This window comes from Vicinamibacterales bacterium (assembly GCA_041659285.1).
Classification (GTDB): domain Bacteria; phylum Acidobacteriota; class Vicinamibacteria; order Vicinamibacterales; family UBA2999; genus 12-FULL-67-14b.
In genome coordinates this window covers 173,328-189,606 of the sequence record JBAZYO010000008.1, presented here as the reverse complement: position 1 = coordinate 189,606, position 16,279 = coordinate 173,328, and the positions used below count along the sequence as shown (strand labels likewise).

Annotated in this window: 13 protein-coding genes; 5 read left to right on the top strand and 8 right to left on the bottom strand. The window is 66.3% G+C overall.

Annotation, left to right across the window (positions count from 1 at the left end):
* Positions 1-4: 4 nt before the first annotated feature.
* The 3 genes from WC815_14980 to WC815_14970 all read right to left on the bottom strand — a co-directional run bounded on the left by WC815_14980 (position 5) and on the right by WC815_14970 (position 4,081).
* Complete coding sequence (locus WC815_14980; GenBank protein MFA5910083.1) at positions 5-2,107, bottom strand: DUF5916 domain-containing protein; 2,103 nt, start codon at positions 2,105-2,107, stop codon at positions 5-7.
* Positions 2,108-2,289: 182 nt separating this feature from the next.
* Positions 2,290-2,721, bottom strand: coding sequence for a hypothetical protein (locus WC815_14975; protein MFA5910082.1), 432 nt, complete (start codon positions 2,719-2,721; stop codon positions 2,290-2,292).
* Positions 2,722-2,794: 73 nt separating this feature from the next.
* Positions 2,795-4,081 carry an aminotransferase class V-fold PLP-dependent enzyme gene (locus WC815_14970; GenBank protein MFA5910081.1) on the bottom strand — a complete coding sequence of 429 codons (1,287 nt, stop codon included), beginning with the start codon at positions 4,079-4,081 and terminating at the stop codon, positions 2,795-2,797.
* Between the two features lie 110 nt (positions 4,082-4,191).
* Between WC815_14970 and WC815_14965 the strand changes: the two genes are divergently transcribed.
* Positions 4,192-5,298, top strand: coding sequence for a response regulator (locus WC815_14965; GenBank protein ID MFA5910080.1), 1,107 nt, complete (start codon positions 4,192-4,194; stop codon positions 5,296-5,298).
* Positions 5,299-5,331: 33 nt separating this feature from the next.
* Here WC815_14965 and rsmH read toward each other — a convergent pair whose 3' ends face one another.
* A complete protein-coding gene (gene rsmH / locus WC815_14960) occupies positions 5,332-6,246 on the bottom strand; it encodes a 16S rRNA (cytosine(1402)-N(4))-methyltransferase RsmH (GenBank protein MFA5910079.1) in 915 nt (304 codons plus the stop codon).
* A 70-nt stretch (positions 6,247-6,316) separates the two neighbouring features.
* Between rsmH and WC815_14955 the strand changes: the two genes are divergently transcribed.
* A complete protein-coding gene (locus WC815_14955) occupies positions 6,317-7,582 on the top strand; it encodes a PQQ-binding-like beta-propeller repeat protein (GenBank protein ID MFA5910078.1) in 1,266 nt (421 codons plus the stop codon).
* Between the two features lie 13 nt (positions 7,583-7,595).
* Here the strand turns inward: WC815_14955 and WC815_14950 are convergent, their stop codons facing one another.
* Positions 7,596-8,585, bottom strand: coding sequence for a metallophosphoesterase (locus tag WC815_14950; protein MFA5910077.1), 990 nt, complete (start codon positions 8,583-8,585; stop codon positions 7,596-7,598).
* 186 nt (positions 8,586-8,771) lie between these two features.
* Here WC815_14950 and WC815_14945 point away from each other — a divergent pair, with 186 nt between their 5' ends.
* Positions 8,772-9,893, top strand: a complete 1,122-nt coding sequence (locus tag WC815_14945) for a CotH kinase family protein (protein MFA5910076.1) — start codon at positions 8,772-8,774, stop codon at positions 9,891-9,893.
* 101 nt (positions 9,894-9,994) lie between these two features.
* Here the strand turns inward: WC815_14945 and WC815_14940 are convergent, their stop codons facing one another.
* From WC815_14940 to WC815_14930, 3 genes are all read right to left on the bottom strand, one after another.
* A complete protein-coding gene (locus WC815_14940) occupies positions 9,995-10,990 on the bottom strand; it encodes a hypothetical protein (protein MFA5910075.1) in 996 nt (331 codons plus the stop codon).
* Between the two features lie 78 nt (positions 10,991-11,068).
* Positions 11,069-12,520 (bottom strand): cytochrome c, encoded by a 1,452-nt coding sequence (locus WC815_14935; protein MFA5910074.1) that lies wholly within the window; start codon positions 12,518-12,520, stop codon positions 11,069-11,071.
* Between the two features lie 173 nt (positions 12,521-12,693).
* Complete coding sequence (locus WC815_14930; protein ID MFA5910073.1) at positions 12,694-14,070, bottom strand: hypothetical protein; 1,377 nt, start codon at positions 14,068-14,070, stop codon at positions 12,694-12,696.
* A gap of 120 nt (positions 14,071-14,190) precedes the next feature.
* Between WC815_14930 and WC815_14925 the strand changes: the two genes are divergently transcribed.
* Both WC815_14925 and WC815_14920 read left to right on the top strand, forming a co-directional pair.
* Positions 14,191-15,231: a MoxR family ATPase gene (locus tag WC815_14925; protein ID MFA5910072.1), complete on the top strand. Its 1,041-nt coding sequence runs from the start codon at positions 14,191-14,193 to the stop codon at positions 15,229-15,231.
* 70 nt (positions 15,232-15,301) lie between these two features.
* Positions 15,302-16,246, top strand: coding sequence for a DUF58 domain-containing protein (locus WC815_14920; GenBank protein MFA5910071.1), 945 nt, complete (start codon positions 15,302-15,304; stop codon positions 16,244-16,246).
* The last annotated feature ends 33 nt before the right edge of the window (positions 16,247-16,279 follow it).

The following is a 16,279-nucleotide window of genomic DNA, read 5'->3' as shown; positions in this document are numbered from 1 at the left end:
GGCGTCACCGCTGCAGCAGGTAGTTCACCTTCAGGACCAACTGGCGGTCCTTCTGCCCGAAGATGTCGGCCGGGAGGCCGGTCTGCGAGAGGTCGTTGTAGACCAGGTAGAGATCGCTTCCGGGGCGGTGGATCAAGTTGAACCGCACGTTGTTGGAGATCTCGTGCGTGGACGAGTTGTACTGCGTCAGGCTGCGGATGGTCATGCGCGGGGAGAACGTGTAGTCCACGCGCAGGGTCGTCAGGTTGACGAGGAAGTCGCCCCACGGCATCTTGACGTCGTTGCGGTTGAACTGCAGTTCCGCGGCCATCCGGCTCGAGGCGCGGACGCCGCCGGATGCCGACATTTGCCGGCGCGTGCCACCGTAAAACTCCATCGGTGAGAACGACAGCCGCGTGTAGAGCTTGCGGCCGGGGCTGGTGTTGTAGTTGAAGATCCACTCGTCCGAGGTGTAGGCGCCCACCGGGATGGTCACGCCCGGCCGGATGCGGAACGGCACGTCCAGCACGTCCAGGCTGCGCTGGTAGATCACGTTGATGAACGAGTCGTCTCGGAGCGTGGTGCCATGCATCAGGTGGTGCATGCGGCCGACCAGCCGGTTGCCCTGATCCGTGGTGTAGGTCAGCACGTACATCGGCTCCATCAGCTTGATGCTGCCGCGCTTGGGGCGCGGCGTCGGGCCGAAGTACGCCTTGGTGGTGCGGACACCGGTGCGCTGCACGAAGCCCGCTTCCGCGTTGAAGTTCTGCTGCACGTCGAGGTAGTTCAGCCACAGGTTCCACTTCGGGTCGCGGTAGGCGACACGGCCGTAGAACGCCATGTCGTTGCCGGACTTGCCGGGCGTCGCCGTCTTCGCCAGGAAGCCGGTGGCCTGCATGCTCCGGCCCAGGGCGAAATTGCCGTCCACGCTCATCGTCCGGTTGAAGTGGGCACTGCCGTCCACCGATTCCTTGTTGATGAACAGCGCGCCGATGCGCGACCGCCGGAACACGTCGCGACTGTAGCGGCCGACGAAGAAGTTATCGCCGGCCTTGCCGAACGCCGATTCGGTCTGCACGTTGAGAACGCCGATGTTGTTGCTCCCCGACTTGCCGGCCAGGCGCGCGCCGGCGAGGATGGGGATCGGCGTGCCGGCATCCGACAGGCCGATGCGGCGGCTGAAAAACAGGTCGGTCTGCACCGGCGTCGAGGTGAACGAGCTGCCCGTGCCGACTGTGAACAGGTTCGAGTTCTCGAGGAAGAAGTCGCGCTTTTCGGGAAAGAACAGGCCGAAACGCGTGAGGTTCACCTGCTGCTCATCGACCTCCACCTGCGCGAAGTCGGTGTTGACGGTGACGTCGAGGTTCAGGCCCGGCGTGACGCCGTAGCGGGCGTCGAGGCCGATGTCGCGAATGGCGGAGGTGTTGCCGACGGTGCGGCTGGTCTGCACGTCTCGAACACCGCCAACCAGGAAGGGCTTGAGCTTGAGGTCCCAGCCGAGGCTGAGGCCGCGCAGGCCCGTCAGCTCGCCGGCCAGGCTGACGCGGGTGAGGGTGTAGGCCTTCGGGATCGGCGCCCAGAACGCCATCTCGTTCTTGCGGCGGATGTGCCGCTGGAAGTTGATGCCCCACACCTGCTCGTCGCGTTTGGCAAACCGCAGCGTGTTCACCGGGATGGAAATCTCGGCGGTCCAGCCGTCTTCGGTGATCTTCGCGGCGGCATCCCATACGCCGTCCCAGTTGCGGTTGACGTTGGCGGTGGTGCCGCGGCCGCCGCCCTCGCCCTCATCGAAGATCTGCTGCTCGAGCTTCGCGCCGAGCGGCGTGGTCAGGAACATGAACGCGTTGCGCGAGTCGTGAAAGGTGTCGAGCACGACCTGGAAGTTGTCTTCGTCGAACAGGCGGTCGGCGTCGCGCCGCATCTCGGTGGCCGTGACCCCCAGCGAGGCATAGGCGTGGACGCCGATGAAGAGATGGCCCTTGTCGTAGAGCACGCGCACTTCGGTGCGGTCGGTGGCGGGCTGGCCCTCGTTGGGCTCCTGCTGGACGAACTGTTCGATCACATTCGCCGAGGCCCAGACCGCTTCGTCGAGCACGCCATCAATCTTGGGCGCGTCAGTGGCGAGCACGGCGCGGACCGTCGGCCGATCGTTACCCTTGGCCGAAGGAGCAGCAGTCGCGGTTGGAGCAGGCTGCGTCTGGTGAACGTGTTCCGAGCCTTGGGCCGTCGACAGCGACGGCAGGAAACACAGGGCAGCCGCGGCAAAGACATTTACAGACAGAATGAGTCTCATAGGTGCAACACATCAGTTTAGCCGAGAGCGGTCCTGATGCGCTCGCGCAGGCCGGCGTGAATCGCGACATCGAACGCCGGCGCGATTGCCCAATCGTGCAGCCAGACGGGCTTGAGGCGAAGCGCGGAGTCCTCAGACGCATGCCGCGGGATCACATGCGCGTGCAGCGCGGGCTCGACGTTGCCGAGAATCTCGTAGTTGATCCGCTCGGCCCCCGTGACCGCCAGCACCGCATCACCGAGCGCCGCCATGTCGTCGAGGAACTGCCGCCGCGCCGCGCCGGTAAGCGCATTGAGATCGGGCACCACCGGATCGGGCAACAACAGGCAGTAGCCGCGGGTGATCTGCGGATCGCCCAGCACGGCCCATCCGGACGACATGCGACAGACGACGCGCGCGAGCTCCCCTTGTCTGGCGGCTTCAACGTGACGATGGATGGCCGTGGGCATGGAAGAACGACCCCTTACTTCGCCGATGCAATCGACCGGGCCGCCTGTGCATCATCAGCATCCATGTCACGCGTCAGGCGGCCGGCAGCCCGTTTTTCAGCAGGTCGTCCATCGCCGCGACGAAGGTGTCGATCTCCTCGAGCGGCGTGTAGATGTTCGGCGTCACGCGCACGCCGTTGTATTCGGGCCGCGAGATGGCGGCGGTGATGATCCGGTACTTGTTCCACAGGAAGTCGTAGATCTTCGGCGCCGGGATGTCCTTGATGCCGACGCAGGCCACGCCATAGACCTGGTCCAGGCCGGTGTGCATGACGATGCGCGGGTTGGCCTTGAGCTTGTTGGCCCACCGCAGGGTCAGGTAGCGCAGGCGCGCCGCCACGCGTTCGGTGCCGATGGCCTGGTGGAACGCGAGGGCTTCGTTGATCGCCGCCTTGGTGGCCGCCGGCGAGGTGCCGATCTCCTCGAACTTGCGGATGTCGTTCTCGCTGCGCTCCGGCGCGGCCTGCATCGGCCAGGTCTTGGCAATGCGGTCTTTGCGCACGTAAAGAAAGCCGGTGCCGGTCGGCGCCAGCAGCCACTTGTGCAGGCTGGTGCCGTAGTAGTCCATCTCCAGGTCGCGCAGCTTGAACGGGAAGTGGGCGACGGCGTGGGCGCCGTCCACAATCGTGATGATGCCGCGCGAGCGCGCCATGCGCGAGATGTTCTGCACCGGAAAGATCTGCCCCGTCAGGTTGGTGATGTGGCAGAAGTGCAGCACCTTGGTGCGCGGCGTGATGGCGCCTTCGAGGCGGCCGAACAGTTCCTCGCCGGTGGTCGGCACCGGGAAGTTGATCTTGGTGATCTTGATCTTGTCGCGCCGCGCGCGCTGGTCCCAGGTGGTGAGCATACGGCCGTAATCCTGCTCGGTGGTAAGCACCTCGTCGCCTGGCTCGAGGTCGAGGCCGTTCTGGGCAATCTGCAGCGACTCGCTGGAGTTGCGGGTGATGGCCATCTCTTCGGCGTCACAGCCGAACTCGGCCGCCAGCCGGCGGCGGACCACTTCGATGTTCCGCTCGATCAGGCCGCGGTGATACACGGGCGCCTGGTTCGAGTAGTCGAGGTATCGCTTGTAGGCGTCGTGAACAACGGTCGGGCTGGGGCAGCTGTTGCCGTTGTTGAGGTTGATGAGCGAGCGGTCGAGCGTGAAGGCGCTCTGGATGTCGCGCCAGTAGCTTTCATCCGCCGCCACATCGTCCGGGGTCCGGTTGCCGAGCGCGCGTGAGGCTTGCGCAACCAATTCGATACTGTTGGCGCCAAGCGCGAGCGCGCCGGCGCCGGCAGCGCTGGAGATTCTCAGGAACGAGCGTCGGTTGGTCTTCATGGCGGCGATTATATGCCCCGTCCCGGACCGGCCGCACCTGCACAGGACGGCACGACCAACTTGTCGCCACCCGTGGAGAAGCCGATACTAGCAGCAGGAACACGCGGACCATGGCCCTCTACAAGTTGCTGCTCGTCGATGACAACCCCAAGACTCAGGGCCAGGTCCGCTCGATGTTCGCCCGCGAGCCGGTTGAGGTATCGGTCGTGGACGGGCCAGGGGCGCTGGCGCGAATCGAGGCCGACCGGCCGAACCTGGTCCTGGCCAGCGTTAACAAATCCGTCGATGGCTACGCCGTCGCCCACTACGTCTCGCACAATCCGCAACTGCAGGCGGTCTCCGTCCTGTTGTTGCTCACCCCCAAGGCCGTCAACGAATCGCGGATTGCGGAATCGGGTGCCGGCGGTTTCCTGCTGAAGCCGCTGCGCGCGGGCGTCGTCGTCACGCATGTCCGGGAGGCGTTGGGCATCTCGATGGAGAACAGTGCGAGCGCGCCCGCCGGCGCCGACGCGGGCGCGAAGAGCGATCTCGACACGGCATTCGACGCCATCGACGCCAACTTGCAGAACGGCCCCCAGGCCGAGGCACCCGCGGTTACGGCGATGGAACACGAGGTTACAACGGAAGCGTTGGCGCAGATCGTCACCGAGGCCGTCACCCAGGCCATTGGCGCTTACGAGCGCGCCCGACACTCGCCGGAGCAGGGGCACGGGTCCAGCGGCCCGCACGACCACCATGGCGCCGACGCGTCGCCGGCCCACGACGCGCAGATTGAGCGCCTGCAACACGAGATGGGCCTCGATGACCTCGCCTTCGCGGAGGCACCGGCGCCACCCGCTGAGCCCGTGGTCGACCCCGCCCTCGCCGCGGAGATGGGTGTCACTGACTTCGTGATGGAGGATGCGCCCCCGGTGCCGGCCACTGTGACGGGATCAAAAGCGCCCGACACGCCTGACGAAGGCGTCCACTGGCTGGCCGACCAGCTCGAGGTCCTTCGCGAACCTCAAGAGGAAGAAGCGCGGCCGCTCGTCGAACACCACCACCCGGGCGGCGAGTCTATTCGCCATGCCGTGGAAGTGGTGCGGGCGAGCGTGGCACACCTCTCCGAGTTGGTCCATCATCACGCGGCCATCGTGCCTCCTCCGGAGCAGGACCCCGAACCAGCAGCCAGTTCCGAATCGGCGCCAACGCCGCCTGCGGAACCGCGCAAAGAGTGAGCGCGGGATCGGCTGCGACTCGGGTTGCCGAGGTCAGCGTGGCGCCCGCACGGCCCAGCGCAGCTTGGCCGCCGAGGCGCGGCGGTTGGCGAACGTTTCCTCCTTGGTGGAGCGAATGACCCGGCTCGCCACCGCGGAATACACGCCGGACCGGTAGCCGGCCAGGAAGGCCTTCTTCACGCGCCGGTCCTCGCCCGAGTGAAACGTCAGGATGGCGACCCGCCCGCCCGGCTTGAGGCACTGCGGCACCACCTGCAGCAGGGCCTCGAGCGCGGGGAACTCATCGTTCACGGCAATGCGCAGCGCCTGGAGGGTCCTTCGCACCGACATCTTGACGTCGGCCTTCGGCAGATCGGGCCGGGCCTCGTTGAGCCCCAGGCGCACCAGGCGCGTCAGGGCGTGCGTCGTGTCCGGGAGTTCGCGCTTCAGGATGCCGGCGATCAGTTCCGCCTGCGGTTCATCCGCGTGCTCGCGCAGCACCGCCGTCAGTGACACCTCGCTGATACCCGCCAGCAGTTGCGACGCCGGCGCGCCCCGCGTGGGATCCATCCGCATGTCGAGCGGGCCGACACCCCGGTGGCTGAATCCACGTTCCGGATTGTCGTGCTGCATCGACGACACGCCGAGGTCCGCCAGGATCAGATCGACAGCGGCGATGCCCTCACCGGCGAGCACCTGCGGGAGCCTCGCGAAATTCCCGTGTCGGGCAACGAACGTGTCTGGGCCGAAACCGTCGGCGCGAAGGCGGGCTTCGGTGCGTGGCAACTCGATCGGGTCCACGTCGAGGCCGATCAGGCGCCCGCCCGGCTGCACGCGCTCCAGGATCGCCTGCGCATGACCGCCGCCGCCAAGGGTGCAGTCCACCGCGACATCGCCAGGGGCCGGCCGCAGGCAACGCAAGACTTCCGCAACCATGATCGGCCGATGCGGGTTCGATGGCGTCTCCATGTGGACATGTAAGGGTAGTCCTTCCGGAACGTTCGCGCGCCGCGCCCGGCTTTGATAGGCTGGCGCCGACATGCGACGCCTGCCCACTGGTCTGGCCGTTCTGATATGCGTCGTCACGGGCGGAGGAATGATCGCGGCGCAGGACTGGCCGCAGATTCTCGGGCCCGGCCGCAACGGCATCTACACCGGCGCGCCAATCGTCGCGTCGTTCCCCCGTTCGGGGCCACCGCTGATCTGGAGGCGTGACGTCGGCGCCGGCTTCGCCGGGCCGGCGGTGGCGGCCGGCAGGCTGATCCTGTTTCATCGCCTCAACAACCGCGAGACCGTTGACGCCATGGATGCGGCCACCGGCAAGACGATCTGGACGTTCGACTACCCCACCAGTTATCGCGACGACTTCGGCTTCGACGAAGGGCCGCGCGCGGTTCCGGTGATCGCCGGCGGGCGCGTGTTCACCCATGGCGCCGACGGCTGGCTTCACGGCCTCGACTTCGCCACCGGCCGGAAGCTCTGGGCCGTTGACACGCGCCGCGTCTTCGACGCGCCGAAGGGGTACTTCGGCGTCGCCACCTCCCCGCTGGTGGACGGTGACCGCGTGATGGTCAACGTCGGCGGCAAGACCGGCCTTGGCCCGCCGAAGCCTGGCGAAGGCGGCGGTATCGTCGCCTTCGACGCCGCCACCGGCAAGACGCTGTGGACCTCGACCACGGATGAAGCGAGCTATTCGGCGCCGGTGATCGCCGACATCGCCGGGCTCCGCACGGCGGTGTTCTTCACGCGGACCGGACTGGCCGCGCTCGATCCCGCGACCGGCGGCCTGCGGTATCAGTTCCGCTGGCGCGCGCGGATGGCCGCGTCGGTCAATGCGGCCGCGCCGATTGTGATTAAGGACCAGATCTTCCTCTCCGCAAGCTACGGCACCGGGGCGGTGCTCCTGCAGGTGGCCAATAACGCGGTGAAGCCGGTGTGGTCCGGCGACGAGTCGATGTCCAATCACTACTCGACCAGCGTCTACCGCGACGGGTATCTGTACGGGTTCGAGGGCCGGCAGGAATTTGGGCAGAGCCTGCGCTGCATCGAGCTGGCAACGGGCAAGGTGATGTGGAACGTGGACGGCTTTGGCGCCGGCACGCTGCTGATCGCGGGCGATACCTTGGTGATCACGCGCGAGTCGGGCGAGCTGGCGCTCGCCCCGGCCTCGCCCAAGGCGTTCCGCTTCAATGCCCGCGCGTCACTGATCCCTGGCGTGGTCCGCGCGTATCCCGCACTCGCCGACGGACGTTACTTCGTTCGTAACGATCGCCAGCTGAGCGCGTTCGATCTCACCAGGCGTTAGGCCGGTCGCGCGGTCAGTGGCAGATGTTGAGGCCGCGATCCAGGACGGAGCCGTTCACGTCCCGGAATTCCCATTCGTAGAGCGCCGGCTCCAGCTTGAGGCGCAGCAACCCGTGGTTGGAGAGCAGCAGCTCCGAGTGCCCGGCCGCGCGAACCCGCGTGGACGGCGGCGCGCCGCCCGTGCCCGCGATGAAGAGGCGAATGCCGCGGGCCGGGTCCGAGCGCTGACTGGCGTCCTGCGGCGCGTGGCGTTCGTATATGTGATCGTGTCCCGACACCACCACATCCACTCCAAGGCCGTGCATCACATCCCAGATGTCACGCAGTTGAGCGTTCGGGCCGTTGGGACCTGAGCTGTCGAAGGGGTAGTGCATGACCGCCATCGTGCAGCGGGTGGGGTTGTTCTGCAACTCCTGGCGAACCCATTCGAGTTGCGCCGAGTTACGCCCAATCGCAATCTGCGTATTGAGCATGAGCACCTGCCAGGTGGACGAGCGCACGGCGTAGTACCCGCGCCGCGCGGGACCCGCCCGGTCACCGAAGTAGGTGAAGTAGCCATCGGCGCCGGCGGTCTGGTAGTCGTGGTTTCCAGGCGTGGCCCAGAACCGTGCTCGGAAGCGTCCGAAATCTGGGTCGAAGCAGCGGCGGAAGTCGTCGAGGGTGCCGTTCATGTAGGCCAGGTCGCCTGCCAGGAAGACATCGCCGCCCAGGTCGGTCATGAGCCGGGCCAGCGCCGGCATCGCCGGGGACCCGCACCAGCCGGTGTCGCCAAAGACGTTGACCCAAGTCGAGCTTGGACCGGCCGGGGGCGGCGGGGGTGTGGTCGGCGCCGCGGGGGTTTCGTTGGCAGGGACTTCGACCGGCGTCCCCGGCGTGACGGCTATAGCCGTTGGCGTGGTCGGGATCGGGGTAGGCGAACTTGGCGTGCCGCTGCACCAAGCAGAGGCCAGCGCGCACCCCAAGATAAGGGTCAAGCCAATCGTCCGGAGCGGGGGGGGCCACATTATTGGTCAGTTCCGCCACCGGGCGTTTATGGACGGCCGGCAGGTTGTTCGTCGTCTATATTGTGTATCGTGGCTAAGCGCTTCGCAACCCTGCTATCGGTCGCGCTGGCGGTCCTCTGGCTGGGCGTTTCGCCGGCCGCTGCCCAGACGGCAGATGAGCTTTTTTCGAGCCAAAACCTTCAAAGAGTGGACCTGTGGCTGAACTCGGCTGACTGGTCCAAGCTCAAGGCCGAGTTCCAGGAAAACACCTATTATCCGGCCGACGTCACGTTGAACGGCCAAACCGCGCGGAACGTGGGCATCCGGTCGCGCGGCCGCGGGTCGCGTAGCAGCACCAAGCCGGGCTTGCGCGTGGACTTCGACCGCTACGCCACCGATCAGACCTTCCTGGGGCTGAAGTCATTCAACCTCGACAACCTCACGCAGGATCCGTCGGGCGTTCACGAGTCCGTGTCGGTGGCGTTTTACGCCCGCCTGGGCATCCCGGTGTCGCGCGAGATCCACACCAGGCTGTACGTGAACAACGAGTACATCGGGGTCTACGCCATCGTCGAGTCGGTGGACAAAGATCTGCTCGCGCGGGTGTTCGGGGCCATTGGCGACGACACGCAGAATGACGGCTACCTGTACGAGTTCAAGTACCAGGACGACTGGCGCTTCACGAACCTTGGCACCAGCCTCGAGCCCTACATGCTGCGCTTCGAGGCCAAGACGCACGAATCGGAGACCGACGAAGCGAAGTACCGGCCTATCGAAACGCTGGTGCGGCTGACCAACGAGGCCTCGGCCTCCGGGCTGGGCGCCTCCATCGGCGGGAAGTTCGACATTCCCGCGTTCATCCGCTTCGTGGCGGCGCAGAACTTTCTCGCCGAGACCGACGGGTTCCTCGGCAAGTACGGCATGAACAACTTCTACCTGTATCGCCTCGAGAACCAGGACGTGCACACGCTGATTTCCTGGGACTCCGACAACACCTTCTGGGGCCCGGAGCTGTCGATCAACGAGGGATGGTCGGGCAATCAGTTGATGGAAAAGCTGATGTCGGTGACCGAGTACAACACGCTCTACTTCACCGAGATGTCGCGCGCCGCGCAGCTGGCGGAGGCCGACGGATGGCTCGACACCGAGATCATCCGGCAGATCCAGCGCATCGACGCGGCGATGAAGGAAGACCCGGCGAAGCCCCACACCAATTCGAGCTACGAGGGCGCGGCGGGCACGATGCTGAGCTTCGCCCGGCCGCGCATCGCGTTCGTGCAGTGTGAGCTCACCAAGGGGGTCGGCAACGCCAGTTGCCGTACGCAGTAGAGTCCGGCTCTAGCCGGACCCGCAGACGCGGAGGGGTCAGACCCCTCCGCGGCGGTTACATCAGATCACACGATCACGAGATCCCGGTCGGGGTCAGACCCCTATTTCGACACCGTCACGACGACGTCTTTCGGCGTGTTGAGCGCGCCGTCGGAGGCCAGGCAACGAATCGTGTAGGTGCCCGGGTCATGGAACGTCGCCGACACGGTGTACTTGCCGTCCGCCGAAATGGCGGGCGCCATCCAGCGCGGTGCCCACGGCGAGTTGGCGCCCGCGCGCGTGTCTTCCCACACCTTGGCCTGGGCCGGCGTGAACGTCACGCGGCCGGCGCCGCGATACACGAAGCAGGAGTGGCGCAGGCCGGTCTGGCTGCCTACCGTGATGGCCGACGGCGGCCGCTGCGTGGCGGGATCAAACGCCATGGTGCCGCGCGGGGCCGGCGCGGGCGGCGTGGCGTTGCCGGACGCGCGGGCGCGCGCCTCGGCGATCAAGCGCGACTCGCGCGAGTCCGGACCGAAACGCGGCCGCGGCACGCCGTCGTCTTTGGCGAACGCGATCAGCGTCAGCGGCTGCCCGAGCTGCGCGCGGCGATCGCCACCGTCGAGGGTCAGCGTGGGCGGCTGGTTGGCGCGAATCTCGGGGCTGCTGATGCCGGCGCCGAGGGCGCCCTGCTCCGAGGCCTGCACGAGGTTGTCGACGAGCGAGTCTTCGCGCAGCGTGCCGAAGGCACGTTCCGTCTTGCCCCTCGTGGTGAGCGTCCACACCAGTTCCTTCTTGCCCCAGTCTTTCGGCACGCGGACCTTGAACACGAAGCGGTTGCGGCGCGGGAGGAAGTGCGTGGGCTGGCCCTGGTCGGGATCGCCGGGCGAGATGTTGTTCTCCGGGCCGAGCGGAACGTTTACTTCCTCTTCCCAGTTTCGGTTCATGTAGCCGAACATCATGTTGAACGACCCGTCGTCGTTCTTCTCCCAGCCCTCGAACGCGGGAGACACCGTCTGCCCGCTCGTGTACGAGAGCACCTGGGTGTTGGCGGTCTGGTAGGCGAGAACTATCGTGGCCGCGCCTAGAAGCAGGCGCGCGCGTCCTGATCGAATCATTGCAGGGTCCCTGGAAGAAACATTCGGAAAGAAAGGGAGAGTAGGGTCCGGCTGAAGCCGGACCCTACTCCGTTGATGCTACTGCTGCTGGGCCGTCGGCTTGGCCGGCGGCGGAATCACGTTGCACAGCGGACAGCCGATGATCACGTCGGGCCGGCTGGGGCCCAGCTTGCGCCGGCGTTCCGCCATCTCCTGCTGGAACTCGTCGTCGGTCAGCGGCACCGACTGGCCGAGGTCGATGAACATGTTCGCGATCGAGCGGTTGCCCGAACCCTGCCAGTTGCGCGGGTCGGGGATGTTCTTGTTGTTCGGCGTGTTGTCCATGTAGCCGATGATGTGGAGGATGGTGCCGCGCGGCAGGATCGGCGCGTGGTCGTCATCGTATTCGTACTGGCGCACCCAGTTATGGTCGTAGCCGGCGCAGGTCAGGGTCTGGATGTTGATGCCCCAGATGGCCTCGAGGCACATGCGCTGTCCGGGCGCGTGCAGGTGCGGTTCGAAGGTGGCGATCTTGGTCGGCTGCTGCAACACCATGTAGGCGTGCAGCTGCTGGTTGGCTTCGTTCGGCTTGATGTCGATGTCGAGGCCGTTGCCGAGGTTGCGCAGCGTGCTGCGGCGCGCGGGCTTGTAGCCCTTGGGGTGGAAGCGGAAGCCGAACAGCAGCTTCGACTTCACGTCGGCGCCGCCGGCGTGCAAGTGCGCCGACTGGTAGATGATGCTGGAGTTGGCCTTCAGCAGGCGGCCCGCGTTCGGCTCGAAGACGTCGGCGTTGCGGCCAACTTCGTGGACCGGCCAGCCCACGGCGTCGTTTGAAATCGAGGCGTCGATCGGGTCGCCCTCGCCGTTGAATTCCGCGGTGGCCCAAATCAGGTGGTGCCACACGAAGCGCTGGCCCACGGTATCGCGGCCCGAGTCGTTGGAGAAGTTGTTGACCTCGCGGATTTCCACCGACGCCACGTAGCGATCCTCGGTCAGCGGGATCTTGGTGGGCTCGAACTCACCCCACCAGTCGGGGGTGTTGGCCTTGACGACGATTTCGGGGCTCTCGACGATCAGGTCCGGCTGGCCGGCGTGCCACGAGGCGCCGTCCTGGAACGCCCGTGCCACCGGCATGTCGGCCACGTTGCCGCGCGGCGCGCCGGTGTCGGCCCACTTCGCGATCTTGGCGACCTCTTCGTCGCTGAGCGACGGATCGTTCTTGTAGTGCTGGATGCCGATGTTCTTCTCGATGTACCACGGCGGCATGACGCCGGCCTTGTCGCGCAGGGCGGTGCGCTGCTTCATGGCGCGCGCCCAGGGCCGCGCGTCCTCGTAGGTCAGCAGCGACATCGGCGCCACCTGGCCGGGCCGGTGGCAGTTCTGGCAGCTGCGCTGCAGGATGGGGGCGATGTCTTTGGTGAAGGTCACCTCAGGGGTGGGAGCCGCCTGTTCGGCCTTCACCGCGAGAGGCGCCACGGCGCCGGCGATCGCAGCGCCAAACAGCACGGTGCCAATCGTCAGGCCCCAGCCGAAACTCTTTCCAACCGCCATCACACACTCTCCTTAAAAAGTCCGGGCGTCGATTTCCGAGGTCACCGATTGTAACAGGCATGGCCGGGTCTGACCCCGACCAAGTGGTGCGGAGGGGTCTGACCCCGCCGCAGGGGGTCGCCGCGCCGCGAGGGGGTCTGACCCCGCCGAACCGCCCAGGCGGGGTCAGACCCCTACTGCCGGAGCAGGGCCGTGCCGTTACGCTTGGGGACCTGTCCTACTGGAATACGAGTAATTTCCTTCAAAGTTGCGGTATTCACGACAGTTACCGAGTTGTCGCCGGCGGCCGCCACGTAGACCTGCTTGCCGTCGGGCGAAAAAGTCAGCCACTCGGGATGCTGGCCCACGTGCACGCTGCCAACGGGTTTGAGGTCCGGCAACGAATAGGCGTAGAGCTGCCCGTAGACCTTGCTGGTGGCAAACAGGATCTTGCCGTCGGGCGTCACGCCCAGGCCGTGCGCCGGGGCGCCCTGCAACCCCTGCGTGTGCTTCTCTTCCCCTGGAATGTCGGCCATCAGGAATCGCGACACCTCCTTGCGCGTGGCGAAATCCACGACGGCGATGCCGTGGTAGTCCGACAACTGCACGAACATGCGCGAAGTCGAGCCGTCAGGCGCCTGCTCGAAGGTGACCGGCCGAATGCCGGCCGACATTTGCAGCTCCCACGCGATGGTCTCGGTCGCGGCGTCGATCACGGTGAGCATGCGCCCCGGGATCGAACCGGACACGACGTACTTTCCGTCCGGCGTCACGTACACGTTGTGGATGGCGCCCTTCACGGCGATTGACCTGGCATTGGTGAGCGACACGGTATCGATCACGTCCACCGCGCCGGGCGCTTGCGCAATCCCCACGTAAACCCGCCTGCCGTCTTTGCCGATGGCCACGTTGTTGGGGCGGCCGCTCAGGTGGATGCGCGCGGTGACCGCCAGCGTTTGCGCGTCCACCACGTCCAGCGTGTGCAGCGACTCGTTGGTGAAGTACAGGCGCATGCCGTCGGGCGACGAGGTGACGCCGTGCGGCACCTCGATGTCGTGGATCACGCCCACCACCCTGTTGGTGGCGGGGTCGATCAGGTGGATGTTGTCGCCGGCGGCGTTGGTCTGGACGATGCGCGCGACGCGGGTGTCGCGGCCGGACGCGACCGTGGCGCCGTTCACCCACGCCGACAGCACCTGCCAGTCCGGGTCGCTCTTCGACGTCCAGTGCTGCCCGCCGCCATGGAACACGTCGCCGCCGGCCGCCCGGGCCAGCGGGTGGCGCAGGAGCTTGCTGGCGCCCGGGCTGCCGGGCACGACCATGGCCTTCACCGCGTCGAAGTTCTTCTGGGTCTGTTCCTCGGTCCAGGTGGCCGATCCGGGCCCGAATGCCTGCAGCCGCAGCGTGGTGCTGCCGGCGTGGCAGGTCACGCAGCGCGCGTGTTCCTGCCGTTTCTCGAGGAACAGGGGCTGGACCCGGGCCTTGTAGAACTCGTAGTCGAGCACGGGAGACGAAGGCGGCGCGGCCGGCTGCTGTCCGAGGAGCAGGGCCAAGAGCAGTTCGACCAGCATCGATGACCTCCTGAAGAGTAGACAAACCTGGACGTTTGTCCCGCCGGCTGTCCCACGCGCAGGGAATTCTAGCGCCTCTTGTCGTGCTTCGGATACGATTGCCGTTTCCAAGGCGGACACGTGCATCCTGACCTCCAAGACGCGATTACTTTTCACGAGGCCATCCTTGCGGAAGGCGGCAAGGCCCTCGTCGGCTACACCCAGCCCAAGATCCTGGCGAACATCGTCCTGTTGTCGGAGATTCCGACCACCTACGACAAGAAGGAGCAGCGCCAAGTCAACTCCGGCAACCTCCTCTTGAGGGGCGTGCCGGGCGTCGGCAAGACCTTTTTCGGCGTGATCCTGGCGGCCATCAGCAACGCCAAGTTCGCCCGCATCCAGGGCCGCGCCGACCTGCAGCCGACCGAAGTGGTCGGCTTCCAGATGATCAATCCGGCCACCGGCGTGCTCACCACCGAGATGGGCCCGCTGGCCGAAGCGGAAGTGATCCTGCTGGACGAGATCAACCGCATCCCGCTGAAGTCGCAGAGCGCCTTCCTCGAAGGCCTGCAGGACCGCACCGTCACGGTGGGTAAGACCACCTACGAGCTGCCGGCCTTCAACTTCGCGATTGCCACCATGAACCCGGTGGAACTGGGCCAGGGCACGTTCCCGCTGTCTGAGGCGGCGACGGATCGCTTCGCGATCATGGTGAACATCGGCTACCTCCCGCCCGAAGAGGAGCGGAAGCTGGTGCACTTCGACTTCAAGCAGGTGCGCCTCAACCCGCTGATGCGCAAGGAGCGCATCATCGAGCTGCGCGCCGCCATCACCGAACACGTCTACCTGCACGAGCGGCTCGGCGACTACATCCAGCGGCTGGTCGCCAACACGCGCCCCTACAACCCCGACACCGACTGGCTGCGCCACTCGCCGTCGGAGCTGGTGGAAACCGGCGTCGACCTCGGCGCCTCGCCGCGCGCCATCATCGTCTGGGGCCGCCTCGCCAAGGTGTGGGCGCTGCTGGTCCGGCGTCGAGACGAGGTCTACCCGGAAGACATCCAGGACCTCGCACAGTACGTGCTCGGCCATCGCCTGTGGCTGGGCCCGCACGCGGCCAGCCACGGCCTCACCACCGAGGCCGTGATCAAGGACGTCATCGAGCGTACGCCGATCCCGTGATTGCGATGAACACCCTTCGACTCGCATGCGTCCGGCTGCGCCGGCCGCACACTCGCTCAGGGCTGCTCGCATGAGAACGCGCGAGCAGGAGGTCGAGCCGCTCATCAACCTGTCGGAGATCACCGAGGTCGAGCTGCTCATCCTCAAGCGGATGCGCGAGTTCACGATCGGTGAACACTCCAGCATGTTCCATGGCACGGGGTTCGACTTCGTCGGCCTGCGCGACTGGCAGGCCGGCGATCGCTTCGAGTCGATCGACTGGGCGCAGTCGTCGCTCACCAACTTCAGCCCGCTTGTCGTCCGCGAGTTCGAGCAGCCGACCACGTCGGGCGTGATCATCGTGGCGGACCGCTCCGCGTCCACGCGCTGCGGCGCCGACACGGCGAGCGCGGACCGGCGCGGCATGCAGATCGCCACGCTGATCGCCCGCTCGATTGCCACCATCGGCATGTCGGCGGTGTTCTTCCAGGATTCGATTGGCCTGATCACCTTCGACGAGGGCTTTCAGACGCTGGGCGCCGTGCGTCCGCGCATCGGCAAGGGCCAGGTCATTCACTGCCTCGAGGCCTACCAGGACGGCCACGGGCTCGGGGAACTGAAGAACTCGGGCAGCCTGAGCGCGACGCTGAGCGGCTTTACCCGCAAGACCTCGATGATGCCGGTGATCTCCGACTTCCTGTTCGACGACGCGCCGGCGCTGCTGAAAGAGATGTCGCAGGTTGACAACGTGCACGACGTGTTCGTGATGATGGTCGATGCCTCGTTCGCGTTCGAGCTGCCGAAGGTCTCGGCGGGCTGGGTCGAGGTCTACGACGTGGAAACCGGCAGGACGCGGATGATGTCGCGCCGCGAGCTGAGCCGCCAGAGCGAGCGCATCCGCGCCTGGCAGGACGATGTCGCCCGGCAGGCCAAGGCGCTGGACCTCGATGTGATTCGGCTGGGCGTTGACCAGGTGAAGTTCGACGTGGCACTGGTGGAGTGGGTGGCGGAACGCCGCCTGCGGCGGCGGAAGTGAAGAAGTTCGAAGTTGGAAGTTCGAAGTAGCCTC

Bases quoted from the DNA above. Each gene is read 5' to 3' on its own strand.
- WC815_14950 (MFA5910077.1), bottom strand. From the start codon at position 8,585: ATGTGGCCCCCCCCGCTCCGGACGATTGGCTTGACCCTTATCTTGGGG.
- WC815_14920 (MFA5910071.1), top strand. From the start codon at position 15,302: ATGAGAACGCGCGAGCAGGAGGTCGAGCCGCTCATCAACCTGTCGGAG.
- WC815_14965 (MFA5910080.1), top strand. From the start codon at position 4,192: ATGGCCCTCTACAAGTTGCTGCTCGTCGATGACAACCCCAAGACTCAG.
- WC815_14975 (MFA5910082.1), bottom strand. From the start codon at position 2,721: ATGCCCACGGCCATCCATCGTCACGTTGAAGCCGCCAGACAAGGGGAG.
- WC815_14955 (MFA5910078.1), top strand. From the start codon at position 6,317: ATGCGACGCCTGCCCACTGGTCTGGCCGTTCTGATATGCGTCGTCACG.
- WC815_14935 (MFA5910074.1), bottom strand. From the start codon at position 12,520: ATGGCGGTTGGAAAGAGTTTCGGCTGGGGCCTGACGATTGGCACCGTG.
- WC815_14970 (MFA5910081.1), bottom strand. From the start codon at position 4,081: ATGAAGACCAACCGACGCTCGTTCCTGAGAATCTCCAGCGCTGCCGGC.
- rsmH (MFA5910079.1), bottom strand. From the start codon at position 6,246: ATGGAGACGCCATCGAACCCGCATCGGCCGATCATGGTTGCGGAAGTC.
- WC815_14930 (MFA5910073.1), bottom strand. From the start codon at position 14,070: ATGCTGGTCGAACTGCTCTTGGCCCTGCTCCTCGGACAGCAGCCGGCC.
- WC815_14940 (MFA5910075.1), bottom strand. From the start codon at position 10,990: ATGATTCGATCAGGACGCGCGCGCCTGCTTCTAGGCGCGGCCACGATA.